At 60.6% G+C, this 25,587-nt stretch carries 22 protein-coding genes; 11 read left to right on the forward strand and 11 right to left on the reverse strand.

The annotated features are described in order from the left end of the window. The first annotated feature begins 26 nt into the window (after positions 1-26). From ftsZ to mutT, 6 genes are all read left to right on the forward strand, one after another. Complete coding sequence (gene ftsZ, locus G5134_RS15350) at positions 27-1,178, forward strand: cell division protein FtsZ (protein WP_005305686.1); 1,152 nt, start codon at positions 27-29, stop codon at positions 1,176-1,178. Between the two features lie 101 nt (positions 1,179-1,279). Next, on the forward strand, positions 1,280-2,203 hold the full coding sequence (lpxC, locus tag G5134_RS15355) for a UDP-3-O-acyl-N-acetylglucosamine deacetylase (protein WP_011707578.1): 924 nt from the start codon (positions 1,280-1,282) through the stop codon (positions 2,201-2,203). A gap of 140 nt (positions 2,204-2,343) precedes the next feature. After that, the gene (locus G5134_RS15360; protein ID WP_065017273.1) at positions 2,344-3,249 is read left to right on the forward strand and encodes a M23 family metallopeptidase; all 906 of its coding nucleotides are present in this window, start codon (positions 2,344-2,346) and stop codon (positions 3,247-3,249) included. Positions 3,250-3,308: 59 nt separating this feature from the next. Next, positions 3,309-6,026: a preprotein translocase subunit SecA gene (secA, locus tag G5134_RS15365; RefSeq protein WP_065017272.1), complete on the forward strand. Its 2,718-nt coding sequence runs from the start codon at positions 3,309-3,311 to the stop codon at positions 6,024-6,026. Positions 6,027-6,100: 74 nt separating this feature from the next. Beyond that, positions 6,101-7,279 carry a tetratricopeptide repeat protein gene (locus tag G5134_RS15370; protein WP_017766415.1) on the forward strand — a complete coding sequence of 393 codons (1,179 nt, stop codon included), beginning with the start codon at positions 6,101-6,103 and terminating at the stop codon, positions 7,277-7,279. Positions 7,280-7,287: 8 nt separating this feature from the next. After that, entirely contained in the window at positions 7,288-7,701 is a 414-nt protein-coding gene (gene mutT, locus G5134_RS15375; protein ID WP_197495598.1) for an 8-oxo-dGTP diphosphatase MutT, read from the forward strand. A 60-nt stretch (positions 7,702-7,761) separates the two neighbouring features. Here the strand turns inward: mutT and yacG are convergent, their stop codons facing one another. The 9 genes from yacG to G5134_RS15420 form a co-directional block, all read right to left on the reverse strand. After that, entirely contained in the window at positions 7,762-7,956 is a 195-nt protein-coding gene (gene yacG, locus G5134_RS15380) for a DNA gyrase inhibitor YacG (RefSeq protein ID WP_017782442.1), read from the reverse strand. 9 nt (positions 7,957-7,965) lie between these two features. Further along, positions 7,966-8,688: a cell division protein ZapD gene (gene zapD, locus G5134_RS15385; protein WP_010635957.1), complete on the reverse strand. Its 723-nt coding sequence runs from the start codon at positions 8,686-8,688 to the stop codon at positions 7,966-7,968. Between the two features lie 37 nt (positions 8,689-8,725). Continuing rightward, on the reverse strand, positions 8,726-9,340 hold the full coding sequence (coaE, locus tag G5134_RS15390; protein WP_065017270.1) for a dephospho-CoA kinase: 615 nt from the start codon (positions 9,338-9,340) through the stop codon (positions 8,726-8,728). Between the two features lie 19 nt (positions 9,341-9,359). Continuing rightward, positions 9,360-10,232 (reverse strand): prepilin peptidase, encoded by an 873-nt coding sequence (locus G5134_RS15395; RefSeq protein ID WP_065017269.1) that lies wholly within the window; start codon positions 10,230-10,232, stop codon positions 9,360-9,362. Between the two features lie 22 nt (positions 10,233-10,254). Next, positions 10,255-11,496 (reverse strand): type II secretion system F family protein, encoded by a 1,242-nt coding sequence (locus G5134_RS15400; RefSeq protein ID WP_005305649.1) that lies wholly within the window; start codon positions 11,494-11,496, stop codon positions 10,255-10,257. 115 nt (positions 11,497-11,611) lie between these two features. Next, the gene (tapB, locus tag G5134_RS15405) at positions 11,612-13,327 is read right to left on the reverse strand and encodes a PilB family type IVa pilus assembly ATPase TapB (RefSeq protein ID WP_197495599.1); all 1,716 of its coding nucleotides are present in this window, start codon (positions 13,325-13,327) and stop codon (positions 11,612-11,614) included. After that, entirely contained in the window at positions 13,318-13,758 is a 441-nt protein-coding gene (locus G5134_RS15410; protein WP_082969962.1) for a pilin, read from the reverse strand. The genes tapB and G5134_RS15410 overlap by 10 nt, the downstream gene beginning before the upstream one ends. Before the next feature lie 321 nt (positions 13,759-14,079). After that, on the reverse strand, positions 14,080-14,937 hold the full coding sequence (nadC, locus tag G5134_RS15415) for a carboxylating nicotinate-nucleotide diphosphorylase (protein ID WP_065017267.1): 858 nt from the start codon (positions 14,935-14,937) through the stop codon (positions 14,080-14,082). A gap of 4 nt (positions 14,938-14,941) precedes the next feature. After that, positions 14,942-15,412, reverse strand: a complete 471-nt coding sequence (locus tag G5134_RS15420; protein ID WP_065017266.1) for a retropepsin-like aspartic protease family protein — start codon at positions 15,410-15,412, stop codon at positions 14,942-14,944. A 123-nt stretch (positions 15,413-15,535) separates the two neighbouring features. Between G5134_RS15420 and ampD the strand changes: the two genes are divergently transcribed. The 5 genes from ampD (at position 15,536) to lpdA (ending at position 23,477) form a co-directional block, all read left to right on the forward strand. Beyond that, positions 15,536-16,108 (forward strand): 1,6-anhydro-N-acetylmuramyl-L-alanine amidase AmpD, encoded by a 573-nt coding sequence (gene ampD / locus G5134_RS15425; protein WP_065017265.1) that lies wholly within the window; start codon positions 15,536-15,538, stop codon positions 16,106-16,108. Between the two features lie 275 nt (positions 16,109-16,383). Beyond that, positions 16,384-17,148, forward strand: coding sequence for a pyruvate dehydrogenase complex transcriptional repressor PdhR (pdhR, locus tag G5134_RS15430; protein WP_005305630.1), 765 nt, complete (start codon positions 16,384-16,386; stop codon positions 17,146-17,148). Between the two features lie 79 nt (positions 17,149-17,227). Beyond that, the gene (aceE, locus tag G5134_RS15435; RefSeq protein WP_010635965.1) at positions 17,228-19,888 is read left to right on the forward strand and encodes a pyruvate dehydrogenase (acetyl-transferring), homodimeric type; all 2,661 of its coding nucleotides are present in this window, start codon (positions 17,228-17,230) and stop codon (positions 19,886-19,888) included. A 113-nt stretch (positions 19,889-20,001) separates the two neighbouring features. Next, positions 20,002-21,900, forward strand: a complete 1,899-nt coding sequence (gene aceF / locus G5134_RS15440; protein WP_065017264.1) for a pyruvate dehydrogenase complex dihydrolipoyllysine-residue acetyltransferase — start codon at positions 20,002-20,004, stop codon at positions 21,898-21,900. A 149-nt stretch (positions 21,901-22,049) separates the two neighbouring features. Beyond that, a complete protein-coding gene (gene lpdA, locus G5134_RS15445) occupies positions 22,050-23,477 on the forward strand; it encodes a dihydrolipoyl dehydrogenase (RefSeq protein WP_005305622.1) in 1,428 nt (475 codons plus the stop codon). A gap of 72 nt (positions 23,478-23,549) precedes the next feature. Here the strand turns inward: lpdA and G5134_RS15450 are convergent, their stop codons facing one another. Together G5134_RS15450 and G5134_RS15455 are read right to left on the reverse strand one after the other, a co-directional pair. Next, positions 23,550-23,732, reverse strand: a complete 183-nt coding sequence (locus G5134_RS15450; protein ID WP_065017263.1) for a hypothetical protein — start codon at positions 23,730-23,732, stop codon at positions 23,550-23,552. 144 nt (positions 23,733-23,876) lie between these two features. Next, positions 23,877-25,523 carry a methyl-accepting chemotaxis protein gene (locus tag G5134_RS15455; RefSeq protein WP_065017262.1) on the reverse strand — a complete coding sequence of 549 codons (1,647 nt, stop codon included), beginning with the start codon at positions 25,521-25,523 and terminating at the stop codon, positions 23,877-23,879. Positions 25,524-25,587: the final 64 nt, after the last annotated feature.

Raw genomic sequence — 25,587 nt, forward strand, 5'->3', positions numbered from 1 at the left:
TCAGGCAAATAAAGCGGAGAGACAACATGTTTGAATTTATGGATAGCCACACTGACGAAGCCGTCATCAAAGTGATTGGTGTGGGTGGCGGCGGCGGCAACGCGGTCGAACACATGGTTCGTCAAAACATCGAAGGTGTCGAGTTCATTACCGTCAACACCGACGCCCAGGCGCTGCGCAACTCCAGTGCCAACACAACCCTGCAGATCGGTGGTGGCATCACCAAGGGTCTGGGGGCCGGGGCCAACCCGGAAGTGGGTCGTGACGCGGCCATGGAAGATCGGGAAGCGCTGCGTGAGCTGCTGACCGGCTCCGACATGGTGTTCATCGCCGCCGGCATGGGCGGTGGTACCGGTACCGGTGCTGCCCCGATCGTGGCCGAAGTGGCCCGCGAGATGGGTATCCTGACAGTTGCTGTCGTAACCAAGCCGTTCTCCTTCGAGGGGAAAAAACGGATGGGCTTTGCCGCTCACGGTATCGAAGAGCTGTCCAAGAACGTCGACTCCCTGATCACCATCCCCAACGACAAGTTGCTGAAGGTGCTGGGTCGTGGCATCTCCCTGCTGGACGCCTTCAAGGCTGCCAACGATGTGCTGCTGGGTGCGGTACAGGGCATTGCCGAGCTGATCACCCGTCCGGGTCTGATCAACGTCGACTTCGCGGACGTGCGTACCGTGATGCGCGAGATGGGTACCGCCATGATGGGTACCGGTTCCGCCTCCGGTGATGACCGTGCCGAAGAGGCCGCCGAGAAGGCCATCTCCAGCCCGCTGCTGGAAGACGTGGATCTGGCCGGTGCCCGCGGCATCCTGGTCAACATCACTGCCGGCATGGACATGACAATCGAAGAGTTCGAAACCGTCGGTAACGCGGTCAAGGCCTTCGCCTCCGAGAACGCCACCGTGGTGGTGGGTACCGTAATCGACCCGGAAATGCACGACGAACTGCGGGTGACCGTGGTTGCCACCGGTATCGGTGCCGAGCGCAAGCCCGACATCACCCTGGTGAAGAACAACATGGTCCAGGAACGCCCGGCTCGTCAGCCCCTGATCAGCGAAGCCCTGCAGTCTCGCGTGATGGAAGAGGCGCCGGCCAAGGTGGTGAACGCCGAGCCGCAAGCTCGTCGCGAACCGGATTATCTCGATATTCCTGCGTTCCTGCGCAAGCAAGCTGACTAAGCCTCTAATGAAGCTGGTTTGTTTGTTGCTTAAGGAATGTGCTAAGATGGCCTGCCCACGACCATCTGGTCAGGAATTTGAGCTGTTAAGCGGATACGCCCATGATTAGACAAAGAACCTTGAAAACGAGTGTCCAGGCCACCGGTGTCGGCCTGCATTCGGGCCGGAAAGTCACAATGACGTTCCGTCCGGCGCCTGTTAACACAGGGATCGTTTACTTGCGTACCGATCTGAATCCTGTGGTAGAGCTGCCAGCCAATGCCGATCAGGTGCGTGATACCGTGCTTTGTACCGCTCTGGTGAACGAAGCCGGTGTCCGTGTCTCTACCATTGAGCACCTCTCTGCCGCACTGGCCGGGATGGGCATCGACAATCTCTATGTCGAGGTTGATGCGCCCGAAATCCCGGTGATGGACGGCAGTGCGCACCCCTTTATCTACCTGCTGCAAGAAGTCGGTATCCGTGAACAGAATGCCCCCAAGCAGTTTGTGCGGATCAAGCAGAGCATCCGGGTTGAAGACGGCGACAAGTGGGCGGAATTCCACCCCTATCGCAACGGCTTCAAGATGGATCTCGAGATCGACTTCCAGCATCCGGTATTTGAAGGACGCAATCAGCGTTGCGTGCTGGACTTCTCCGGTGCCTCTTTCGTGAAAGAGATCAGCCGTGCCCGTACCTTCGGCTTCATGCGTGACATCGAGTACCTGCGTTCCCAGAACCTGGCGCTGGGCGGCAGCCTGGAAAACGCCGTGGTGCTGGATGACTACAGGGTGTTGAACGAAGATGGTCTGCGCTACGAAGACGAATTCGTCAAACACAAGATGCTGGATGCGATTGGCGATCTGTACATGTGCAATCGCAGCATCATTGGCGAATTCCGTGCCTACAAGACCGGCCATGCCCTGAACAACAAACTGCTGCGTGCCTTGCTGGCCAAGCAGGAGGCCTGGGAACTGGTGACCTTCGAGGGTGAGGGCGACAAAGCGCCTATCGCTTACTACGATAACGGTCTGGTTCTGGCCTGATAGCCGTGCAACGGAACGTCGGTCCTCTCTCCGCACCGACGTTCCGTCATTTGTTTACTCCATTCTGTAATACCGATTATCTCCCGGTTTTATTTTCCGTGTCGGCCCATGGCCACACCTGACCGAGCAGACTGATTTCTATGAGCATTACCCTGATCCTCCATGGTAAGCAGCGACGCAGGTTGCACTTGCCCAAACAACGTCTGGCCTGGGTCGGCGGTATCCTCTTCACTGTATTGGCCCTGGGGGGCGGCTGGCTCTGGCAGAGCTGGCAGCAAAAGATGGACGCGCTGGAAGTGGCGCTGGCCATGGCCGAACAGCAAAAATCCACGCAAGGGGCTGACGAAGCCCGCGAACAGCTTGCCATGCTGGCTGCTCAGGTGGGCACCATGCAGGGGCAGCTGGGTCGACTCAATGCACTCGGAGAGCGGCTGACCGAAAAAGCCGACCTCGACCCCGAGGAGTTCAATTTCAAGGAGCTACCCCCCATGGGCGGTCCCTCCTATGATGCGGATCTGGAAGTCAGCCTCAACGAGCTGCAGGACTCCATGAAGCATCTCAGCCAACAGCTCAGCAGTCGTGAAGAGCAGCTGTCGGTACTTGAATCTTTCATCATGAATCACCATATAACCGATGCCGGTTTCATCTCCGGGACACCGGTCAAGCAGGAGCGAGTTTGGGTCTCCTCTGGCTTCGGTGGCCGGGTCGATCCGTTCAATGGTCGTGCCAAGATGCACAAAGGGGTGGATTTCCGTGGCAAGCCCGGCACCCCCATCCTGGCAACGGGCCCAGGCGTTGTAAGCTGGGCTGGCCGTCATCCGGAATTTGGCAACATGGTGGAGATCAACCACGGCAATGGTCTGGTGACCCGCTATGCCCACAACTCCAAGTTGCTGGTCGAAGTGGGCACCCTGGTCGATGAGGGCCAGAAAATTGCCTTGATGGGACGCACCGGTCGCGCGACCGGGGTCCATTTGCATTACGAAGTATTGAAAGATGGTCGTCAGGTGGACCCCTCTCGTTTTCTCAATGCCAGACGGGGTTAGGTTTTTTTCTCCAGGTTCCAGTGACGGAACGCTTATATAACCAGAAATAGTTGGTACCCATGATTAGCACACTGCTTACCAAGATTATCGGCAGCCGGAACGACAGAACGCTCAAGGCTTTGCGTAAAATTGTAAAACAGATCAACGCGATGGAGCCGCAGTTCGAAGCTCTGTCCGATGCACAGCTGCAGGCCAAGACGGCCGAATATCGTCAGCGTCTGGAGCAGGGTGAGACGCTGGAGCAGCTGCTGCCGGAGGCCTTTGCCACCGTGCGTGAAGCCTCCCGTCGGGTGTTCGGCATGCGTCATTTCGACGTGCAGCTGATCGGCGGCATGGTGCTGAACTCCAACCGCATCGCCGAAATGAAAACGGGTGAAGGTAAGACCCTCACCGCCACCCTGCCGGCCTACCTGAATGCCCTGAGCGGCCGCGGCGTGCACGTGGTGACCGTGAACGACTATCTGGCCAAGCGTGACGCCGAAGCGAACCGTCCGCTGTTCGCCTTCCTCGGCATGACGGTCGACTGCAACGTGCCCGGCATGGATGCGTCCCAGAAGCGTGACGCCTACGCCGCCGACATCACCTACGGTACCAACAACGAATTCGGTTTCGACTACCTGCGCGACAACATGGCGTTCTCGCCCGAGCAGCGCGTGCAGCGTCCGCTCAACTACGCGCTGGTGGATGAGGTGGACTCGGTGCTCATCGATGAAGCCCGTACCCCGCTCATCATCTCCGGCCCGGCCGAAGACAGCTCCGAGCTCTACATCCGCGTCAACAAGCTGATCCCGCTGCTGGTCAAGCAGGACAAGGAAGATTCCGAAGAGTACACCGGCGACGGCCACTACACGGTGGACGAGAAGAACCGCCAGGCGCTGCTGACCGAAAACGGCCAGATCTTCGTGGAAGAGCTGCTCAAGAAAGAGGGGCTGCTGGCCGAGGACGACTCCCTGTTCTCCGCCACCAACATCAGCCTGCTGCACCACGTCAACGCCGGCCTGCGTGCGCACACCCTGTTTGAACGCAACGTCGACTACATAGTCCAGAAGGACGAGATCGTCATCGTCGACGAGCACACCGGCCGTACCATGCCGGGTCGTCGCTGGTCCGACGGTCTGCACCAGGCGGTCGAGGCGAAGGAAGGGGTCAAGATCCAGAACGAGAACCAGACGCTGGCCTCCATCACCTTCCAGAACTACTTCCGTCTGTACGACAAGCTGGCGGGCATGACGGGTACTGCCGATACCGAAGCCTTTGAATTCCAGCAGATTTATGGCCTGGATACCGTGGTTATCCCGACCAACAAGCCGATGGTGCGCAAGGACATGGGCGATCTGGTCTACCTGACCGCCAACGAGAAGTATGCCGCCATCATCGAAGACATCCGCGGCTGCGTCGAGCGTGGCCAGCCGGTGCTGGTCGGTACCGTCTCCATCGAGAACTCCGAGCTGCTCTCCGGCATCCTGACCAAGGAGAAGATCCCGCACAAGGTGCTGAACGCCAAGTTCCACGCCATGGAAGCGGAGATCGTCGCCCAGGCCGGCCAGACCGGCGCCGTCACCATCGCCACCAACATGGCCGGTCGTGGTACCGACATAGTGCTGGGTGGCAACTGGCAAGCGGAAATCGCCCAGTTGGAGAACCCGAGCGAGGAGCAGATCGCCAAATTGAAGGCCGCCTGGCAGGTGCGCCACGATGCGGTGCTGGCCGCCGGTGGTCTGCACATTATCGGTACCGAGCGTCACGAGTCCCGTCGTATCGACAACCAGCTGCGCGGCCGTTCCGGTCGTCAGGGTGACCCGGGCTCCTCCCGCTTCTACCTCTCCATGGAAGATACCCTGATGCGGATCTTCGCCTCCGATCGCGTGACCGGCATGATGAAGAAGCTGGGCATGGAAGAGGGTGAAGCCATCGAGCACCCCTGGGTGACCAAGGCCATCGAGAACGCCCAGCGCAAGGTGGAAGGTCGCAACTTCGACATCCGCAAGAGCCTGCTGGAGTTTGACGACGTGGCCAACGACCAGCGCAAGGTGGTCTATGAGCAGCGCAACGAGCTGCTGGACACCAGCGACATCTCCGAGACCATCCACGTCATCCGTGATGACGTCTATGGCGCCATCATCGACGAGTACATCCCGCCCCAGTCTCTGGAAGAGATGTGGGACGTGCCGGGTCTGGAAGCCCGCCTGAAGTCTGATTTCGCCCTCGATCTGCCGCTGCAGCAGTGGCTGGCGGAAGACGACAAGCTGTATGAAGAGAAGCTGCGCGAGCGCATCCTGGATGAAGCCACCAAGCTCTATGCCCACAAGGAAGAGCTGGTTGGTAAAGAGGTGCTGCGCAACTTCGAGAAGGCGGTGATGCTGCAAACCCTGGACGGCCTGTGGAAAGAGCACCTGGCGGCCATGGATCACCTGCGTCAGGGTATCCATCTGCGCGGCTACGCCCAGAAGAACCCCAAGCAGGAGTACAAGCGCGAATCCTTCGATCTGTTCACCCAGATGCTGGAAACCCTGAAGCGCGACGTGGTCAGCATCCTGAGCCGGGTACAGGTGCAGGAGCGCGACGTGGAGGCGATGGAAGAGCAGCAGCGCCAGCAGGCCGAAGCCGCTCCCCGTACCTACACCCACGCGACGGCCGACAACCAGCTGGCCGATGAAGAGCAGGCCGAAGCGGGCCCGGTCACCTTCGTGCGGGACGAGCAGAAGGTGGGGCGCAACGATCCCTGCCCCTGCGGCTCCGGCAAGAAATACAAGCACTGCCACGGTCAGTTGACCTGATAGCGCAATGACGATGATGCACCGCCTCCGGGCGGTGCATTCATTTCCGGCAGGCAAAGAGGGAGAGCCGTGCGATGAGCAAGATGCCGACGGGCTGGGATGCCGCGGCCCACACCAGCTGGCTGGCCGGCCAGCGTCAGGTTGCCATCCAGCAACTGCTGGCGAGGCTCAATGCCAGCGCGGTCAAGCCGGTGGCTCTGCAGCTGCAGTTTGCCTATTACCTCTTTTTGTGCGGTGACCCGGCGTCGGCGGCCCAGGTACTGGAGATGGCTCACAAGGCCGAACCTGGCAACGACGAGGTGCTGCGCAACCTCTGCTCTTGTCTGTCACGGTCCGGTCAATATGAACAGGCGGTGGCGCGGCTGCAGACCCTGTTGCAGCGTCTCCCCGACGACTTCCATGCGCTGGATGCTCTCTGCGCCTCGCTGGCCAAGCTGGAGCGCCACGCCGAGGCTGCCGTGGCGGGAACCCGCTCGCTGGAGCTAAAGGCTCGGGTGAGCGACAAGGCGCCGTCAGACTGGACTCTGCCGGCAGTCGCACCGTCGGCCTGGCTGGCGGCAGACAAACCGGATGTCATCGCCTTCTCGCTGTGGGGCAGTGCCCCTCGTTACCTGCGGGGCGCCATCGACAATGTGCTGGCGGCCGCCTATCTCTATCCAGGCTGGCGGGTGCGTTTCTACGTGGATGAGAGCGTGCCCGCCGAGCTGCTCGCTGCGCTGCGCGAACTGGGGGCCGAGCTGTTGCTGCAACCCGCCGGTCAATCTTTGCGTCGGCGCCTCTGCTGGCGTTTTCAGGTAGCCAACGATCCGCGGGTGGGACGCTTTCTGGTGCGGGATGTGGATTCGGTACCGGGTGTACGCGAGCGGCTGGCGGTACAGGAGTGGCTTGCATCGACGCGCTGGTTTCATATCATGCGCGATTGGTGGAGTCATACCGATCTGGTGTTGGCGGGCATGTGGGGTGGAGTGGCCGGTGTGTTGCCGCCACTGGCGCCCCTGCTCGAAGCCTATCAGCCGGACGTCATGGAGACGCCGAATATCGACCAGTGGTTTTTGCGCGACCGGCTCTGGGGTTATCTCTCGCAGAGCTGTCTGGTGCATGACCGCTGCTTCACGCCGTCTGGCGCCATCCCCTGGCCGCTGCCCGCCCCGGACGGGAGCGAGCATGTGGGGCAGGATATCTTTACGGCACAAGGGGAAACACAGGCCCGCCGGCTGGCGCCCTGGATTGCCCGTTTGCCATGTTTACGCTGAGGACAATGATGGAACAGAAGAAACGGATCTGGGTGGCGGTCGGCGTCATCGAGAACGAACGGGGCGATATCTTCATCGCCAGACGCTCCGCCGATCGTCATCAGGGGGATCGCTGGGAATTCCCTGGCGGCAAGGTGGAGGCCGGAGAGGATCTGCTCACCGCGCTGGACAGGGAGCTGTGGGAAGAGATCGGGATCCGGGTGCAGGATTGCGATCCCTTCATGGAGCTGCATCACGACTACCCGGACAAGCAGGTACTGCTGGATATCTGGAAGGTGACCCGCTTCAGTGGCGAGCCGTTTGGCAAGGAGGGGCAGGAGTGTCGCTGGGTGCCGCTGGCCTCGCTGCACGAGTACCATTTCCCCGACGCCAATGGCCCGATCGTGACGCGCCTGCAGGCATCGCTGGCCGCACAGGGCTGATGTGAGCCGCAGTGCATACCAAAATAAAAAGGGCCGTATCGGCCCTTTTTGCTTGCTGGCTTATTGCCACTGCTCCCCTTCTTCGGGGTAGGGCAGCAGCTCGGGATCCACTTCACCCGGGATGCACTTCTGCTCGTCGGCCCACTCGCCGAGATCGATCAGCTGGCAGCGCTTGCTGCAGAACGGGCGAAACGGGCTTTGCGGGCCCCACTCCAGCTCGGTCTGGCAGGTTGGACACTTTACCTTGGTCACCATGGATGCTCCTTAGCAGCAGGCCAGCTGGAAGGGCACGTCACCGATCTGCTGCTCCGCGGTTGGCAAAAAGCGCAGGGCGAACCGGTTCTTGTGGCCGCTCAGGGTCGGGTAGCACTGCTGGGTGCCGCTCAGGCGAATGCGGATCAGCTCGGCACTCTCGGCGGTATCCTGGAAGAAGCCGTTGACGGCCACCTGTTCGCTGAAGTTGCCGGATTCACGCCACAGGCGCAGCAGCAGGGAGATGGCGTTCATCAACAGGTTGATGTCGCTCAGCCACAGTTGCATCTGCTGATGACGGGCGATGGCCGGGGTGGCGAGCCAGTGGTGCAGTTGCGGTACGTCGAAGGCGCACAACCCGCCCGGAATGGAGAAGCGTTGGCGGATGGAGCCAAGCAGCCGGTCCTCTTTCAGGCGGGCACCGGGACGCGGTGCACTCAGCAAGTTGCGGGAGAGCTGGGTGCTCTCCTGCTGCATCAGGTTGATCTGCTCCAGGTCGACGTCTGGCAGGCTGGCCCAGTGGCTCAGGCGCTGGCTGAGGCGCTCCAGGTCTTTAATCAGGTCGGCACGCAGGTCACCGCGCTCCAGCAACTCCTGCAGGTCGAACAGGCCCTTGAAAAAGGCGATGTGTGCCCAGGGCTGGTCGCTCTCCAGATTGTCGCGGATCTGGGAAAACAGGGACTCCAGACGAAGATAGGTCCGGCTTTTTTCATTGAGGGGAAAATCGTAAATCATGCCTAATCCTGGCCAGCCATAAACCGGCCTAGTGTACTCACAGTTGGCGGGCTTGTTGAGAGGCAAATGCCAGATATGTCTCGTGCAGCGCGAAAATTCGGCTCTTTATTGCCTCGGGCGTGCCGTTCTGGTTGTCCAGCACATCGTCGGCTGCCGCCAGCCGCTCGGTCCGGCTCGCCTGGGCGGCCAGGATGGCCTCAGCCTGCTCCCGGCTCACGCCGTCCCGGCGACAGGTACGCTCAATCTGGGTCGCTTCGTCCACGTCGATCACCAGTACCCGGTTGGCCAGTGCGGTGAGCCGATTTTCCACCAGCAGGGGCACCACCAGCAGGCAATAGGGGGAGCGCGCGGCCGCGCACTGGCGCTGCATCTCGCTGCGAATGAGGGGATGGAGCAGGGCGTTGAGCCAGCCCTTGGCCTGCGGGTCAGTGAAGACCCGCTCACGCAGCTGGCGGCGATCGAGCCGGCCATCCGGGGCGATGACGTCTGCGCCAAAATGGGCGGCGATGGCGGCCTGGGCCGGGGTGCCGGGTTCCACTACCTCGCGGGCGATGATGTCCGCATCCACCACCTCGATGCCCAGCTCGGCAAACTGATTGGCAACCGTGGTCTTGCCGCTGCCAATCCCGCCGGTAATTGCGACTACATACATGGGTCAGTGCTGCCTTTGATCAGAGAAATGTCGTGAGGTACCAGCGGGTGATGGTATCGCCCCACAGCAGAGCGATCCAGCCGGCGATCGCCAGGTAGGGCCCGAAGGGGATGGGTTTGCCCTGATGGTGGTTGCGCAGCAGGATGAGACTTATCCCTATGATGGCGCCGACCAGCGAGGAGAGCAGCAGCACGATGGGCAGGGCCTGCCAGCCCAGCCAGGCCCCCAGCGCCGCCAGCAGCTTGAAGTCGCCGTAGCCCATCCCTTCCTTGCCGGTCAGCAGCTTGAAGGCCCAGTAGAGGCTCCAGAGCACCAGATAGCCCGCCATGGCACCGATCACCGCATCGGCCAGCGGAACGAATCCCCCTGCCAGATTGAACAGCAGGCCGCCCCACAGCAATGGCAGGGTCAGCTGATCCGGCAGCAGCATCTTGTCCAGATCGATGAAAGTGAGCGCCACCAGCACCCAGGTGAGCAGCAGGGCGGCCAGCAAAGCCCAGCCCGGTGGGAATGTTGCGGCGACGATCAGCGAGAGCAGGGCTGTCAGCAGCTCCACCAGCGGATAACGGGCCGAGATGGGGGCCTGACATTCACGGCAGCGACCCTTGAGCCAGAGCCAGCTGAGCAGGGGGATATTCTCCATGGCCGTGATGGCGTGGCCGCAATGGGGGCAGGCGGAACGCGGCACCATCAGGTTGTAGCGTTCTGCCTGCTGCAGTTGTGTCTCTGGGTTGAAATAGCTGAGGTATTCGGCCTGCCACTCCCGTTCCAGCATGATGGGCAGGCGATGGATAACCACGTTGAGAAAACTGCCGATCATCAGGGAGAAGAGGAATACCAGCGAAAAATAGAGCCAGGGCAGGCTGTGAAAAACGTCAGTGATCAGCAACATCGGGTTCCGGATTGGTTGGGGGTCAGTGGATGACCGACCCCAGTTTGAAGATGGGCAGGTACATGGCGACCACCATGCCGCCGACCAGTACCCCCAGCACCACCATGATGAGAGGCTCCAGCAGGCTGGTGAGGCCGTCGACCAGATCGTCCACCTCCTGCTCGAAGATGGTGGCGACCTTGGAGAGCATATCATCGATGGCGCCTGACTCCTCGCCAATCATCACCATCTGAATCACCATGTCGGGGAAGAGATCGACGGTGCGCATGGCCACGTTGATCTGCATGCCAGCCACCACCTCGTTGCGAATGGCCATGACGGCGGTGCGATAGACATAGTTGCCGGAGGCGCCAGCGGCGGAGATCAGGGCATCCACCAGCGGGATACCGGCAGAAAAGGTGGTGGAGAGGGTGCGGGCGAAGCGGGCCATGGCGGCCTTGTGCAATATCATGCCGACCACCGGGATGGTCAGAATGAACTTGTCGGTGTTGTCTCTGACTTTCTGCGAGGCACGCCAGGCTCGCACGTAGAGGAAGATGGCGAGTGCAACCCCGCCAAAGATCATATACCACCAGTTCTGCATGAAGCGGGAGATGCCGATGACGAACTGGGTAAAGGCGGGCAGTTCGGCGCCGAAGCTCTTGAAGATGTCCTCAAACTGCGGAATGACGAACAGCAGCAGAATGGAGGTGACGACAATGGCCACCAGGATGACCATGGTGGGGTAGAACATGGCCTTCTTGATCTTGGATTTGAGCGCTTCGGACTTTTCGCGATAAGTCGCGATGCGGTCGTAGATGGTCTCCAGGGCGCCGGACTGCTCGCCCGCCTCGACCAGGTCGCAATAGAGATCATCGAAGTGGCGGGGATGGCGGCGCAGCGCCTCGGACATGGGGGTACCGGTCTCCACATCGGCGGCTATCTGGCCCATCAGCTCGCGCATGGCCGCCTTCTCGTGGCTGCGGGCGATGATCTGCAGGCTCTGGACCAGAGGTACACCAGCTGACAGCATGGTGGTGATCTGACGGGAGACGACGGCAATGTCCATCGGCTTGATCTTGGCGCCGCCCTTGGAGAAGAGCCCCTGGCTCTTCTTGCTCACCTTGGTGACGTTGACGCCCTGCTTGCGCAGCTCGGCCTTGACCGTGTTGATGCTGTCGGCCTGCAGCTCGCCGGAGACCTTCTGGCCCTTGCGGTTCACCCCGCTCCAGCGAAAGGCGAAGACTTTCTTGGGGGCATTCTGTTTCTGGGTTAGCGTTGCCATCACTGCGTCCTGCAATGGGGCCCGGCTTGCTCGTCGCTAAGAGAAGCAGCCTCGGCCTGATGGAAATCGCCAGGGCCGGCGGCACCTGGATGAATCGGCTGAGCGATAGACTCTGTCAGTTGGTTGTTACCCGGTTTATCTCGGCCAGGCTGGTCACCCCCAGTCGGGCTTTCTCAAGACCGGAGGTCCGCAAGGTGCGCATGCCCTCCTTCTGGGCGATAGCCGCAATCTGCATGGAGTTGGCTCCCTGCATGATCAATTTTGCAATATTTTCGGACATCAACAGGATTTCGTAGATGCCGACCCGTCCCTTGTAGCCGCCAGAACACTCCTTGCAGCCGACCGGCTTGAACAGCCGCAAGCCGGCGGCCAGCTGCTGTTGGGTGAACCCCAACTCCAGCAGTTCAGCTTCCGGCACCACTTCGGGAGCCTTGCAGTGGTCACAGAGCTTGCGTGCCAGTCGCTGAGCCATGATCAGGGTAACCGAGGAGGCGATGTTGAAGGCGGGTACTCCCATGTTCATCATCCGGGTCAGCGTCTCGGCCGCCGAGTTGGTGTGCAATGTAGAGAGCACCAGGTGGCCGGTTTGCGCCGCCTTGATGGCGATCTCGGCGGTTTCAAGATCCCGTATTTCCCCGACCATCACCACATCTGGATCCTGGCGCAGGAAGGAGCGCAGGGCACTGGCGAAGGTCAGGCCGGCCTTGGGGTTGACCTGTACCTGATTGACCCCAGGCAGGTTGATCTCCACCGGGTCTTCGGCGGTCGAAATATTCACTTCTGTGGTGTTGAGAATGTTCAGGCCGGTGTAGAGCGACACCGTCTTACCCGAACCGGTAGGGCCGGTCACCAGGATCATGCCCTGAGGCTTCGAGAGCGCGCGCAGATATTGTGCCTTCTGCCGATCGTCAAAGCCGAGCTGTTCGATATTGAGGCGCGCAGCGGAAGAGTCGAGCAGACGGATAACGATCTTCTCGCCCCACATGGTGGGCAGGGTGTTCACCCGCATGTCCATCGACTTGTTGCGCGACATTTTCAATTTGATGCGGCCATCCTGGGGCAGCCGCCGTTCGGCGATGTCCAGGCGCGCCATCACCTTGAGTCGGGCCGAGAAGCGGTTGGCCAGATTGACCGGCGGCGTCGCTACCTCATGCAGGATCCCGTCTATCCGAAAGCGAATACGGTACTTGGTCTCATAGGGCTCGAAGTGGAGGTCGGATGCACCGCGCTTGATGGCATCCATCATGATCTTGTTGATGTATTTGACGATGGGGGCGTCATCGTCCGCCGTGTTGACGCTCTCGTCGAGTCGTGACCCCTCGTCAGACACTTCCAGCTCGGAGATCTCGGACTCGTCGATCTCCTCCATGCCGAGGGCGTCCTGATCGTTCTCCATCAGCTTGCTGATGGCGGCGGTCAGCTTGTTCTCTTCGACCAGCAGGGCCTCGGTGTGCAGCCCGAAGCTGAAACCAAAATCCTCCAGTGCCGACACATTGGTCGGGTCGGACATGGCGATATAGAGGGTGTGTCCCTGGGTGTAGATGGGCAGCACATGGTGTTTCTCAATCAGCTTCTGATTGAGGTACTTCTGCGGGATCTCGGCCAGGTCGAAGGCGGCAAGATCCAGCAGAGGTACCCCATATTCCAGCTCGCAGAAGTCGGCCAGCGCCTTGCTGTCGAGGATCTCGTTCTCGATCAGAAAGGTCACAAAGGGTTTGCGCTGCGCCTTGGCCTGGCTCAGATAGCGCTGTGAGTCGGACTCACTGAGCAGGGAAGAAGCGGCCAGGCTTAACGCCAGGCCGCTATTGGGGCTAGATGTCATTATGGGCAGTAGTCAGTTTGAGCTGTACCTGCGGGATTCTCACACTTTTTGGTCCAGATAAGAGGTACTGCAGCAGAAGCAGTCAATACAACGGAATCGTCAGTGGTTAATGGTGCTAAGACCGTATTGTCAACTGGGGATGCACTAAGAATCACTGCAGAAGAGCCATCAGATTCTGTATATGTGACGGTGACGTTACCAATAGTTTCTGTTGCAGACGACGGCATACCAGGGTCTCCCGCACCACAAGTTGTTAGGCTGTTAGATTGAACACAAACTTCCACGTTTGTTTTCCAAGCTCCCATGGCTGAAACCAGCTGGGTCATCTTCGATTTTTTGGTGTAGTTCTGATACGCCGGCAGCGCAATGGCGGCCAGGATGGCGACGATCGCGACCACGATCATCAATTCGATAAGGGTAAAGCCTGATTGTTTCTTCATTTCAAATATCCTTTTTGTCCTTGGTTCCTGGGAAGTGCCGGTGGAAAACTATCCACACGTCAGTATCTTATCCGAGCTGTCCGACTTGGCAACAGAGGTCGGGGTCTTTGTTAACAATCTTTCTGTCATTTGCGAAAAATTTGATATAAATCATGGATAAAGAGCCCCTATCGACTCTTTGTAGCTGGCGGGGATGGGTCCATCTCACACTCCTTTGCCGAGGGATCCTGCCTTAAAGAAAAGGCGCCCATGGCGCCTTTTGCAAGTCCTTCATCTTGTTATATGTCACCGGCCCGACGGGGCATGGTGAACGCCCTTCGGCTAGATAAAACGCATCGAGAGGTCCAGGCCCCGCACATGTTTGGTCAGGGCACCGACCGAGATGAAGTCGACACCGGTAGCCGCATATTCGGCCAGGGTGTCCAGCGTGACGTTGCCGGAGACCTCCAGCTTGGCCCGCCCCTGATTGAGAGCAACGGCCTCGCGCATCATGGGCACGTCGAAGTTGTCCAGCATCACGATATCGGCGTGAGCGGCCAATGCCTGTGCCAGCTCGGCCAGCGATTCGACCTCGACTTCCACCGGTTTGCCCGGATTGAGCCGGCGAGCCTCGGCAATGGCCTGCGCTATGCCACCACAGGCGAGAATATGGTTCTCCTTGATGAGATAGGCGTCATAGAGGCCGATGCGGTGGTTCTTGCCGCCGCCGCAGGTGACCGCATACTTCTGGGCGCTGCGAAGGCCGGGCAGGGTCTTGCGGGTGTCAAGCAGACGGCAATCTGTGCCAGCCAGCTCGGCCACGTAGCGGGCAGTGAGGGTGGCGACGCCGGAGAGGGTCTGCACGAAGTTCAGCGCATTGCGCTCGCCGGTCAGAAGGGTGCGAGCCGGGCCGTGCAGACGGAAGAGCTCCTGATTGGGGGTGAGCACTTCACCATCCTGCACCAGCCACTCCACTTGCACATCGCCGCCAAGCTGGGTGAATACCTCGTCTACCCAGGGTTGGCCGCAGAAGACGCCGGCTTCGCGGGTGATGACTCGGGCCGTCGAGATGCGATCCGCCGGGATCAGCTGGGCCGTGATATCGGCGCTGGCATCCGGTTGGTCCAGCGCGGTGAGGGCGTCGCCCAAGTCTTCGAGTAATGCGGCGCGCACGGCGCGACGGATGTCCTGTTGTAGCATGCCTTTATTCCTGCAAAGGTCTGAGCAGCAACTGCCGCTCCTTTTGAACCAGCTCCAGCCGGCCGAGGGCATTCATGCCTACCAGCACCTCGTCGCCAGCCGCCGCCGGGTTGATAAAGATGGCCAAATCGTACAAGGTCAATGGTCCCATCGCCAGCGTTTCGATGGTGCCGTTGCCGACCCGGATAAACCCGGCAGCCGTATTCACCTGGCTGCTGCCGTGGGAGGTCAGGCCGAGCCGCTCGGCGACCCGTTGCGGCACTGTGATGCGCGTTGCGCCGGTATCGAGCAGCAGTTGCACCGGCTGGCCGTTGATGGCACCCTCCAGTCGATAGTGGCCGCTCTGGTCGGCCCTCAGCAGGAGTTCGCCGCTGGCGGTGACGCTCGGTTGGGCGCGGGAGTGAAAGTAGAGGGTCAGCAGGCCCATCAAAGAGAGCCAGGCCAGTAGCCAGAACCAGCGCGCCGTTTGCTGCATACCTCATCCATATCGAGCCCAAGATGACCCAGCCTAACACACAATTTTCCACTGATTCAGCGGCTTGGTGACAAGATGCCGGCCCGGATCGCGCTTTTCCCCTCAACTCGTATCGAGTAGCCGATGACCCATCCTGACCTCACGTTTTCCATCGACGCCGCCGGCTGGTGCCGGGAGGCTCGCCGGGTGCCCTCTCCCCACCACAACGAGCGGGCCAGCACGAGCGACATCTCCCTGCTGGTGGTGCATGGCATCAGCCTGCCGCCAGGCGAGTTCGGCGGCCCTTTCATCGACGATCTCTTTATGGGCAGGCTGGATCCCGCGGCTCATCCCTACTTTGCCGACATTCATCAACTGCGGGTCTCGGCCCACTGCCTGATCCGGCGCGATGGTGAACTGGTGCAGTATGTGCCGTTTGGTGCCAGAGCCTGGCATGCCGGGGTATCTAGCTGGCAGGGGAGGGAGGCGTGCAACGACTTCTCCATCGGCATCGAGCTGGAAGGGACCGACGAACTGCCCTACACGGACGCACAGTATGAGGTATTGGTTGGGCTCAGCCGAACCTTGTCGAGTCATTATCCCGCCATCACGGCGGATCGTATCGTCGGCCATTGCGACATAGCGCCGGGGCGCAAGACGGATCCGGGTGAGAGTTTCGAATGGCAGCGATATCGCCAGGCACTCAACTTTAAGTAAATATTCTAAAAATAAGTTTGTGTTTTTAAAACAATGGCTTGCCTCTATGGCAGGCCATTTTTATTCGCTGTTGATCAAATGTTGCCTGTGAGCCACGTCAAAAATATTGGTCTGACCAATTTCTATGAGCCAAATCATAAATCCCTCTAGTTACCCCTTAAGTGGCAAGGTTGATTCTTGATTCAGATCATCTTTTGGGTGGACTTTTCCCATGCCCTCTGCTAATTTTCGCCCCATTCATGAAATTGGTAATACCAATTTAACAAAGCAGCCTCATGCCCTATCTCAAGATTACTCAACCCAAGTTGGCCGACGCCATTGTCGCCGAGCTGGAACAGATGATTCTGGAAGGCAGTTTGCAGCCGGGCCAGAAGTTGCCGCCCGAGCGGGAACTGGCCATCCAGTTTCAGGTTTCGCGCCCTTCGCTGCGCGAAGCCATCCAGCGCCTCGAGGCAAGAGGACTCTTGTATCGTCGTCAGGGCGGCGGCACTTACGTACAAAATGCCTTGAGCAAAGGGATCGCCGATCCCCTGTTCGAGCTGCTCAGCACCCACCCGGAAGCCCAGTACGACCTGCTGGAGTTTCGTCATGCGCTGGAAGGCATCTGTGCCTACTATGCTGCATTGCGGGGAACGGAAGCCGATTTCGAGCGGATCCGTCAGGTGCAGTCCGCCATCGAGGAGGCTGGCCAGCAAGGCTCGCTGGTAGCCGAATCCGCTGCCGTCACCCAGTTCTATCTGGCGGTGGCCGAGGCGTCCCACAACGTGGTGCTGCTGCATCTGCTGCGGGCCATGGGCCCCATGCTTGAGCAGAACATTTTACGCAATAACGAAATTCTGAATCGCCGTCCGGGAGTGGTCGCCAAGATCCGTCGCCATCGCGCGCATCTGATCGAGGCTATCCTGTCGGGGGCTCCGGAGCGGGCCAGGGCAGCTTGTCATGAGCACCTGGCCTTTATCGAGGACACCTTGTTGGATATGCAGAGGGAAGACAGCCGGATCCAGCGATCCATGCGTCGGATCCGTCAGCAGGAAAACTAATCCCACAAGGCTTTATTGTCGAATGCTTGCGCCCTTCGCCGTGCAATGCCGTGCAATCACAACATAATAGGAACCAGCCATGTCTGATATCCTGAAGAACGATGTGGACCCGATAGAAACGCTGGAGTGGCTTGCCTCTCTGGAATCCCTGCTGCGTGAAGAGGGTCCGCAACGCGCTCAGTTCATCCTTGAACAGTTGGCCGAGAAAGCCCGCGCAAGCGGTGTGGACGTGGCTGCCAAGGCAAATCGCGACTACATCAACACCATCCCGTCCAGCGACGAGCCGGCTTACCCGGGCGACCTGGAGATGGAGCGTCGCATTCGCGCCATCATCCGCTGGAACGCCATGATGATCGTGCTGCGCGCCTCCAAGAAAGACCTGGACCTGGGCGGTCACATGTCTTCCTTCGCCTCTTCCGCGACCATCTACGAAGTCTGCTACAACCACTTCTTCCGTGCCCGCAACGAGAAAGACGGTGGCGACCTGGTTTACTTCCAGGGTCACATCTCCCCGGGCATCTACGCCCGTGCATTTGCCGAAGGTCGCCTGACCGAAGAGCAGCTGGACAACTTCCGTCAGGAAGTGGATGGCAAGGGTATCCCTTCCTACCCGCACCCGAAACTGATGCCGGACTTCTGGCAGTTCCCGACCGTCTCCATGGGTCTGGGCCCCATCGCCGCCATCTATCAGGCCCGCTTCCTGAAGTACCTGACCGACCGTGGCATCAAGGATTGTTCCGAGCAGACCGTTTACGCCTTCCTGGGTGACGGCGAGATGGACGAGCCGGAAGCCAAGGGCGCCCTGACCGTTGCCGTGCGTGAAAAGCTCGACAACCTGGTGTTCGTGGTCAACTGCAACCTGCAGCGTCTGGATGGCCCGGTTGTCGGCAACGGCAAGGTCATCAACGAGCTGGAAGGCCTGTTCGCCGGCGCCGGCTGGGACGTCACCAAGGTTATCTGGGGTCGCAAGTGGGATGAGCTGCTGAAGAAAGACACTTCTGGCAAGCTGATCCAGCTGATGAACGAGACCGTGGATGGTGACTACCAGACCATGAAGTCCCGCGATGGCGGCTACGTGCGCGAGCACTTCTTCAACCGTTACCCGGAAACCGCCGCGCTGGTCAAAGACATGACCGACGAGGAGATCTTCGCCCTGAACCGCGGTGGTCACGATCCTCGCAAACTGTTTGCCGCTTTCTCCAAAGCCGCACAGACCAAGGGCAAGCCGACCGTGATCCTGGCCAAGACCATCAAGGGCTATGGCATGGGCGAAGCGGCCGAAGGCAAGAACATCGCTCACCAGGTCAAGAAGATGGATCTGGGCTCAGTGCGTCACCTGCGCGATCGTTTCAACCTGCCGGTGACCGACGAGCAGCTGGAAAACCTGCCGTACCTGAAGATCGAAGAGGGTACCGAAGAGCACAAGTACCTGCACGCCCGTCGTGCCGCGCTGAAGGGTTATGTTCCGACCCGTCTGCGCGAGAGCACCACCAAGCTGGAAATCCCGGCGCTGGATGCCTTCGGTCCGCTGCTGGGTGAACAGGCGCGTGAAATCTCCACCACCATGGCGTTCGTGCGTTCCCTGAACGTGATGCTGAAAGACAAGTCCATCGGCAAGCGCATCGTGCCGATCCTGGCTGACGAAGCCCGTACCTTCGGTATGGAAGGCCTGTTCCGCCAGATCGGTATCTACAGCCCGCACGGTCAGCAGTACACCCCGCAAGACCGCGACATCGTCTCCTACTACAAGGAAGACAAGCAGGGTCAGGTTCTGCAAGACGGTATCAACGAGCTGGGCGCCATGTCCTCCTGGCTGGCTGCTGCGACCTCTTACAGCACCAACGACTGCCCGATGATCCCGTTCTACATCTACTACTCCATGTTCGGCTTCCAGCGGATCGGCGACATGGCGTGGGCAGCCGGTGACCAGCAAGCCCGTGGCTTCCTGCTGGGTGCGACCTCCGGTCGTACTACCCTGAACGGCGAAGGTCTGCAGCACGAAGATGGTCACAGCCACATCCTGGCCAACACCATCCCGAACTGCGTCTCCTACGACCCGTCCTACGCCTATGAAGTGGCGGTGATCGTACAGGACGGTCTGCGCCGCATGTACGGTGAGAACCCGGAGAACGTGTTCTACTACATCACCACTCTGAACGAGAACTACGCCATGCCGGCCATGCCGGAAGGCGCCGAGGAAGGCATCCGCAAGGGTATCTACAAGCTGGAAACCGTGGCCGGCACCAAGGCCAAGGTACAGCTGCTGGGTTGTGGCTCCATCCTGGGTCACGTGCGCACCGCCGCCCAGATCCTGGCCAGCGAGTACGGCATCGGTTCCGACGTGTTCAGCGTCACCTCCTTCAACGAGCTGGCTCGTGACGGTCAGGACGCGGATCGCTGGAACATGCTGCACCCGACTGCCGAGGCTCGCGTTCCCTACATCGCTCAGGTACTGGGCAGCGAAGCCACCATCGCCGCGACCGACTACATGAAGTCCTTCGCCGATCAGGTGCGTGCCTTCGTGCCGACCGAAAACTACCGCGTGCTGGGTACCGACGGTTACGGCCGTTCCGACAGCCGTGCCAACCTGCGTCGTCACTTCGAAGTGAACGAATTCTACGTAGTGGTTGCTGCCCTGACCGAACTGGCCAAGCGCGGCGAGGTAGATAAGCAGGTTGTGGCCGAGGCCATCGCCAAGTACGGCATCGATGCCGACAAGGTCAACCCGCTGTACGCGTAAGAGGATCAAGTGCCGTGCCGGGACTCGCTGCCCGGCACGGCCTTGCAAAGGTTAACGCGAAAGACGTGTGACAGCAGTCGGTCACGCGGATGCACGCAAGAGGATAAAGCACAATGTCCAAACAGATTATGGTGCCGGATATCGGCGCCGATGAAGTTGAAGTCACCGAGATCATGGTGGCCGTGGGTGACAAGGTCGAACTCGATCAGTCCATCATCGCGGTAGAAGGCGACAAGGCCTCCATGGAAGTCCCGGCCCCGTCCGCCGGTATCGTCAAAGAGATCCTGATCAAGGTGGGCGACAAGGTTGCCACCGGTTCCCAGATCATGATCTTCGAAGCCGAGGGTGCTGCCGCACCTGCGCCGGTTCAGGCCGCTGCACCGGTTGCAGCCGCACCGGCCGCCGCTCCTGCTGCTGCCGCTCGCAAAGACGTGCACGTGCCGGACATCGGTGACGACGAAGTGGACGTGACCGAGATCATGGTTGCCGTGGGCGACATGGTTGAAGCCGACCAGTCCATCATCGCCGTGGAAGGTGACAAGGCCTCCATGGAAGTGCCGGCACCGTTCGCGGGCCGCGTGGTCGAGATCAAGGTTGCCGCTGGCGCCAAGGTCTCTACCGGTTCTCTGGTGATGGTGTTCGAAGTGGCTGGCGCCGCTCCTGCCGTTGCTGCTGCACCGGCCCAGGCTGCTGCTCCCGTGGCTGCTGCCCCGGTTGCCGCCGCTGCCAAAGAGGTCAATGTACCGGACATCGGTGGCGACGAAGTCGAAGTCACCGAGATCATGGTCGCCGTGGGTGACAAGGTTGAAGCCGACCAGTCCCTGATCGCCGTGGAAGGTGACAAGGCCTCCATGGAAGTGCCTGCGCCGTTCGCCGGTGTGGTCAAGGAGATCAAGGTGAAAGCGGGTGACAAGGTCTCCACCGGTTCCCTGATCATGGTATTCGAAGTGGCTGGTGCCGCTCCGGCTGCCGTGGCTGCTCCGGCTCCTGCCACTGCACCTGTTGCTGCCGCTCCGGCTGCCGCTGCTCCTGCGCCGGTTGCCCAGGCTGCTGCCACCTCCGACTTCGTTGCCAACGATGCCTACGTACACGCCTCTCCGGCGGTACGCCGTCTGGCGCGCGAGTTTGGTGTCAACCTGGCCAAGGTGAAAGCCTCCGGTCGCAAGGGCCGCATCGTCAAAGAAGACGTGCAGGCCTACGTGAAGGATGCGGTCAAGCGCGCCGAGTCCGCTCCGGCTGCAGGTCAAGGCACTGGTAACGGCAACGGCATGAGTGTGCTGGCGTGGCCGAAGGTCGATTTCAGCAAGTTCGGTGATGTGGAAGAGGTCGATCTGACCCGCATTCAGAAGATCTCCGGTCCGAACCTGCACCGCAACTGGGTCATGATCCCCCATGTCACCCAGTTCGACGAAGCCGATACCACCGAGCTGGAAGCGTTCCGCAAAGAGCAGAACGCGATGCTCGAGAAGCAGAAGGCAGACGTGAAGATCACCCCGCTGGTGTTCATCCTGAAAGCCGCCGCCAAGGCGCTGGAAGCCCATCCGCGCTTCTGCAGCTCCCTGTCCGAAGATGGCAGCAAGCTGATCATGAAGAAGTACATCCACATCGGTGTGGCGGTGGATACCCCCAACGGTCTGGTTGTGCCCGTGGTGCGCGACGTCAACAAGAAGGGCATCATGGAGCTGTCTCGCGATCTGGCCGAGATCTCCAAGAAGGCTCGTGCCGGCAAGCTGACCGCTGCCGACATGCAGGGCGGTTGCTTCACCATCTCCAGCCTGGGTGGCATCGGCGGTACCAGCTTTACTCCGATCGTCAACGCGCCGGAAGTGGCCATCCTGGGCGTCTCCAAGTCCGAGATGAAGCCGAAGTGGAACGGCAAAGAGTTCGCGCCACGCCTGATGCTGCCGCTGGCCCTGAGCTACGACCACCGCGTCATCGATGGTGCCGATGGAGCCCGCTTCATCACCACCATGAACGGCGTGCTGTCCGACATCCGTCGACTGGTCCTGTAAGTGAGAGGGCGGGCCCAGAGCCTGCCCTTTTTACTTCTCATTTCGTTAACAGGATTGTAAACTTGCCCCGTTTTTTTCACGGCTGCAGCCGCCTTGTCCTGGCTTAAGACTGCGCTGTCCGGGGATATAAGAACGACAAAGAGGTCATGATGAGTAAAGAAATCAAAACCCAGGTCGTAGTACTGGGTGCTGGCCCTGCCGGTTATTCCGCTGCCTTCCGTGCGGCTGACTTGGGTCTGGATACCATTATCGTCGAGCGTTACTCCACCCTGGGGGGCGTCTGCCTGAACGTGGGCTGCATCCCGTCCAAGGCGCTGCTGCACGTCGCCAAAGTCATTGAAGAAGCCAAGGCGCTGGCCGAGCACGGCATCGTCTTCGGTGCCCCGCAGACCGACATCGACAAGGTGCGTCTGTGGAAAGAGAAGGTCATCAACCAGCTGACCGGCGGTCTGGCCGGCATGGCCAAGATGCGTAAAGTCCAGGTTGTGAACGGCTTCGGCAAGTTCACCGGCCCGAATACCCTGGAAGTGGAAGGCGCCGACGGCAAGACCACCGTCACCTTCGACAACGCCATCATCGCCGCCGGTTCCCGTCCGGTGAAGCTGCCGTTCATCCCCCATGACGACCCGCGCGTATGGGACTCTACCGATGCGCTGGAACTGACTACCGTTCCGGGCAAGCTGCTGGTCATCGGTGGCGGCATCATCGGTCTGGAGATGGGTACCGTGTACTCCTCCCTGGGCTCCGAGATCGACGTGGTGGAATTTGCCGACCAGCTGGTACCGGCTGCCGACAAAGACATCGTCAAGATCTACACCAAGCGCGTTGCCAAGAAATTCAACATCATGCTGGAGACCAAGGTCACCGCAGTTGAAGCCCGTGAAGACGGCCTGTACGTCTCCTACGAAGGCAAGCACGCCCCGGCCGAGCCGGTTCGTTACGACAACGTGCTGGTTGCCGTAGGTCGTGTGCCGAACGGCAAGATGCTGGATGCCGAGAAGGCCGGCGTTGCCGTGACCGAGCGCGGTTTCATCGAGGTGGACAAGCAGCTGCGTACCAACGTGGCGCACATCCACGCCATCGGCGACATCGTCGGTCAGCCGATGCTGGCTCACAAGGGTGTGCACGAAGGCCACGTGGCTGCCGAAGTCATCGCCGGCAAGAAGCACTACTTCGACCCGAAAGTGATCCCGTCCATCGCCTACACCGAGCCGGAGATGGCCTGGGTGGGTCTGACCGAGAAGGAAGCCAAGCAACAGGGCCTGAACTTCGAAGTCGCCACCTTCCCGTGGGCTGCTTCCGGTCGCGCCATCGCGTCCGACTGCTCCGACGGCATGACCAAGCTGATCTTCGACAAGGAGAGCGGCCGCGTCATCGGTGGTGCCATCGTGGGTACCAACGGTGGTGAACTGCTGGGTGAAATCGGTCTGGCCATCGAGATGGGTGCCGACGCCGAAGACATCGCTCTGACCATCCACGCTCACCCGACTCTGCACGAGTCCGTGGGTCTGGCTGCCGAAGTGTTCGAAGGCTCCATCACCGACCTGCCGAACGCCAAGGCCAAGAAGAAGAAGTAATTCTCTTCCCGCCCCATGAAAAAGCCGCTCAATCGAGCGGCTTTTTGTTTTTCAGCGGCAGGCGGCTGGTTGTCAGCAGCGCCCCTTCTTCGCCTGGCCGGGCGGGCAGAAGGTGCCGTAGCCCCCCCGATCTCCGTCGCTGACCCGGATCCGGGTATCGTCCACGCTCACGTCGGCACTGTGCACCCGCACCGGCCCGCTGCTGCAGGCGCTGAGCAGCCCCCCCAGCACTATCATCACTACCAGCTTGCCCATAACTCCTCCTCTCATTTTCCTGATTATGGGGCATTTTCAGAAGTCGGTGGAGGCGGCGCAAAAGCGCCTGCGTCACGGCTTGCCGTGGTGGCGACAGAGGGCGCCGCAGCACCCTCTGTCGGGTGATGAAGTGAGCGCCAAAAGCTACAGACGGAAGTTGCCGACCAGCTGGTCCAGCTCGCCGGAGAGGTGCTGCAGGCTGCGGCTCGACTCGGTCAGCTGGTGGGCGATGTCGGCGGTCTCCATGGTGAGCTGGTTGATGTCTTCCACGTTGCGGTTGATCTCGCCCACCACGCTCGATTGCTCCTCGGTGGCGGTGGCGACCTGGATGTTCATGTCGCTGATCTGGGTGATGTGGGCGGTGATCTGGCCGAGGGCGCCGTTGGCCGCATCGGCCTGGGTGACCACTTCCAGGCTCTGGTTGCGGCCCTGGGTCATGGCGCTGACCGCGCGGGCGCTCTGCTCCTGCAGCCGGTTGATCATGCCCTGGATCTCGGCGGTGGAGGCGGCGGAGCGACTGGCGAGGTTGCGCACCTCGTCGGCCACCACCGCGAAGCCGCGGCCCTGCTCGCCGGCGCGGGCGGCCTCGATGGCGGCGTTGAGCGCCAGCAGGTTGGTCTGCTCCGAGATGCTGCGAATGGTGTCGAGGATGCTGCCGATGGAGTCGGTCTGGCTGGCCAGCGACTCGATGACCCCGGCCACCCCTTCAATCTCGCCGGAGAGGCCGACGATGCCATGACGAGCCTGGGCGACCACGCCGGCCCCCGCATCCGCCTGCTCGTTAGCCTGTCTCGCCACTTCTGCGGCGAGGGAGGCATTGCCGGCGATTTCGCTCACGGTGGCCCCCATCTCGTGGATGGCGGTGGCTACCTGCACGGTGCGATCGCGCTGGGCGGTGCAGTTGTGCTGGGTGAGCTGGGCCTTGGTGGCCACCTCGTCGGCGGTGGCGGCCAGTTGATGGGAGTTGCGGGCTACCTGCTCGATGGCGCTGTGGATCTTGCTGACGAAGTGATTGAAGCTCACCGTGATCTCCGCCAGCTCGTCATTGCCCTTCAGCTGGGCACGGGAATCCAGCGCCAGGTGTTCGGCGGCATAGCCAATGTACTGCTGAAGGAAGCTGACGCGATTGCGCAGGCCACGCAGTACCAGAAAGGAGACCAGCAGGCAGATGACGAGTGCGCCTCCTATGATGGCAAGCATCTGGCTTTCGCCCCGTGCGAAGCTCTGCTGACTGATGGCGTGACGCTGCTGGGCCAGCTTCATCAGTTCGTCGAGCTGGGTATTGGCACTCTTACGCATGGTGCCGTAGGTCACCGCGTAGCGCTCCTTGTAGATGCGCCGTGCACTCTCCATGTCACCCTGTTCCATGGCGGCCAGCATGGGCTGCAACTCACTCTTTTCCATCGCTTCGAATTGTTCGAACAGCTGCTGGGCATTTTGCCGCGCGGCAGGATCGACCTGGGCGTTGACCGCCAGCTGCATGGCCTGGCGCATCTCGGGGATGTCCTCTTCCCGTGTCTCCTTGACCCGGGTCAACACCCCTTTTTCATCCTTGAGCGAGGTTTCTTGTAACAGCATCATGTCGAGCCCCACCCGCATGCGGGGGATGCGCGACACTACCTCTGCCATGGCCCGCATCGGGGTGGCAGTGTTCTCGTAGAGCTCGGTGGCCTGTCGTTCGATAGCGCCCATGCTGCGAAGGCTGGCGGCGCCTACCAGCAGCAGCGCCAGGCAGGGCACGGCGACAGCCAGTATCAACTGGCTCTTGATTGTCAGTTTACCCTCTAGCATGGGTTCTCCTCGCTGATCATGACGATGTGAATTATCACAGTATAAATCGACGGATCTGGCGCCA

Origin of the sequence: Aeromonas sp. 600276 (genome assembly GCF_049175815.1) — a bacterium.
In the GTDB taxonomy this organism is placed as follows: domain Bacteria; phylum Pseudomonadota; class Gammaproteobacteria; order Enterobacterales; family Aeromonadaceae; genus Aeromonas; species Aeromonas dhakensis.

What these genes read in the sequence shown, in the direction of transcription:
- ftsZ (WP_005305686.1), top strand. Translation starts at nt 27, where the DNA reads ATGTTTGAATTTATGGATAGCCACACTGACGAAGCCGTCATCAAAGTG.
- lpxC (WP_011707578.1), top strand. Translation starts at nt 1,280, where the DNA reads ATGATTAGACAAAGAACCTTGAAAACGAGTGTCCAGGCCACCGGTGTC.
- G5134_RS15360 (WP_065017273.1), top strand. Translation starts at nt 2,344, where the DNA reads ATGAGCATTACCCTGATCCTCCATGGTAAGCAGCGACGCAGGTTGCAC.
- secA (WP_065017272.1), top strand. Translation starts at nt 3,309, where the DNA reads ATGATTAGCACACTGCTTACCAAGATTATCGGCAGCCGGAACGACAGA.
- G5134_RS15370 (WP_017766415.1), top strand. Translation starts at nt 6,101, where the DNA reads ATGAGCAAGATGCCGACGGGCTGGGATGCCGCGGCCCACACCAGCTGG.
- mutT (WP_197495598.1), top strand. Translation starts at nt 7,288, where the DNA reads ATGGAACAGAAGAAACGGATCTGGGTGGCGGTCGGCGTCATCGAGAAC.
- yacG (WP_017782442.1), bottom strand. Translation starts at nt 7,956, where the DNA reads ATGGTGACCAAGGTAAAGTGTCCAACCTGCCAGACCGAGCTGGAGTGG.
- zapD (WP_010635957.1), bottom strand. Translation starts at nt 8,688, where the DNA reads ATGATTTACGATTTTCCCCTCAATGAAAAAAGCCGGACCTATCTTCGT.
- coaE (WP_065017270.1), bottom strand. Translation starts at nt 9,340, where the DNA reads ATGTATGTAGTCGCAATTACCGGCGGGATTGGCAGCGGCAAGACCACG.
- G5134_RS15395 (WP_065017269.1), bottom strand. Translation starts at nt 10,232, where the DNA reads ATGTTGCTGATCACTGACGTTTTTCACAGCCTGCCCTGGCTCTATTTT.
- G5134_RS15400 (WP_005305649.1), bottom strand. Translation starts at nt 11,496, where the DNA reads ATGGCAACGCTAACCCAGAAACAGAATGCCCCCAAGAAAGTCTTCGCC.
- G5134_RS15410 (WP_082969962.1), bottom strand. Translation starts at nt 13,758, where the DNA reads ATGAAGAAACAATCAGGCTTTACCCTTATCGAATTGATGATCGTGGTC.
- nadC (WP_065017267.1), bottom strand. Translation starts at nt 14,937, where the DNA reads ATGCTACAACAGGACATCCGTCGCGCCGTGCGCGCCGCATTACTCGAA.
- G5134_RS15420 (WP_065017266.1), bottom strand. Translation starts at nt 15,412, where the DNA reads ATGCAGCAAACGGCGCGCTGGTTCTGGCTACTGGCCTGGCTCTCTTTG.
- ampD (WP_065017265.1), top strand. Translation starts at nt 15,536, where the DNA reads ATGACCCATCCTGACCTCACGTTTTCCATCGACGCCGCCGGCTGGTGC.
- pdhR (WP_005305630.1), top strand. Translation starts at nt 16,384, where the DNA reads ATGCCCTATCTCAAGATTACTCAACCCAAGTTGGCCGACGCCATTGTC.
- aceE (WP_010635965.1), top strand. Translation starts at nt 17,228, where the DNA reads ATGTCTGATATCCTGAAGAACGATGTGGACCCGATAGAAACGCTGGAG.
- aceF (WP_065017264.1), top strand. Translation starts at nt 20,002, where the DNA reads ATGTCCAAACAGATTATGGTGCCGGATATCGGCGCCGATGAAGTTGAA.
- lpdA (WP_005305622.1), top strand. Translation starts at nt 22,050, where the DNA reads ATGAGTAAAGAAATCAAAACCCAGGTCGTAGTACTGGGTGCTGGCCCT.
- G5134_RS15450 (WP_065017263.1), bottom strand. Translation starts at nt 23,732, where the DNA reads ATGGGCAAGCTGGTAGTGATGATAGTGCTGGGGGGGCTGCTCAGCGCC.
- G5134_RS15455 (WP_065017262.1), bottom strand. Translation starts at nt 25,523, where the DNA reads ATGCTAGAGGGTAAACTGACAATCAAGAGCCAGTTGATACTGGCTGTC.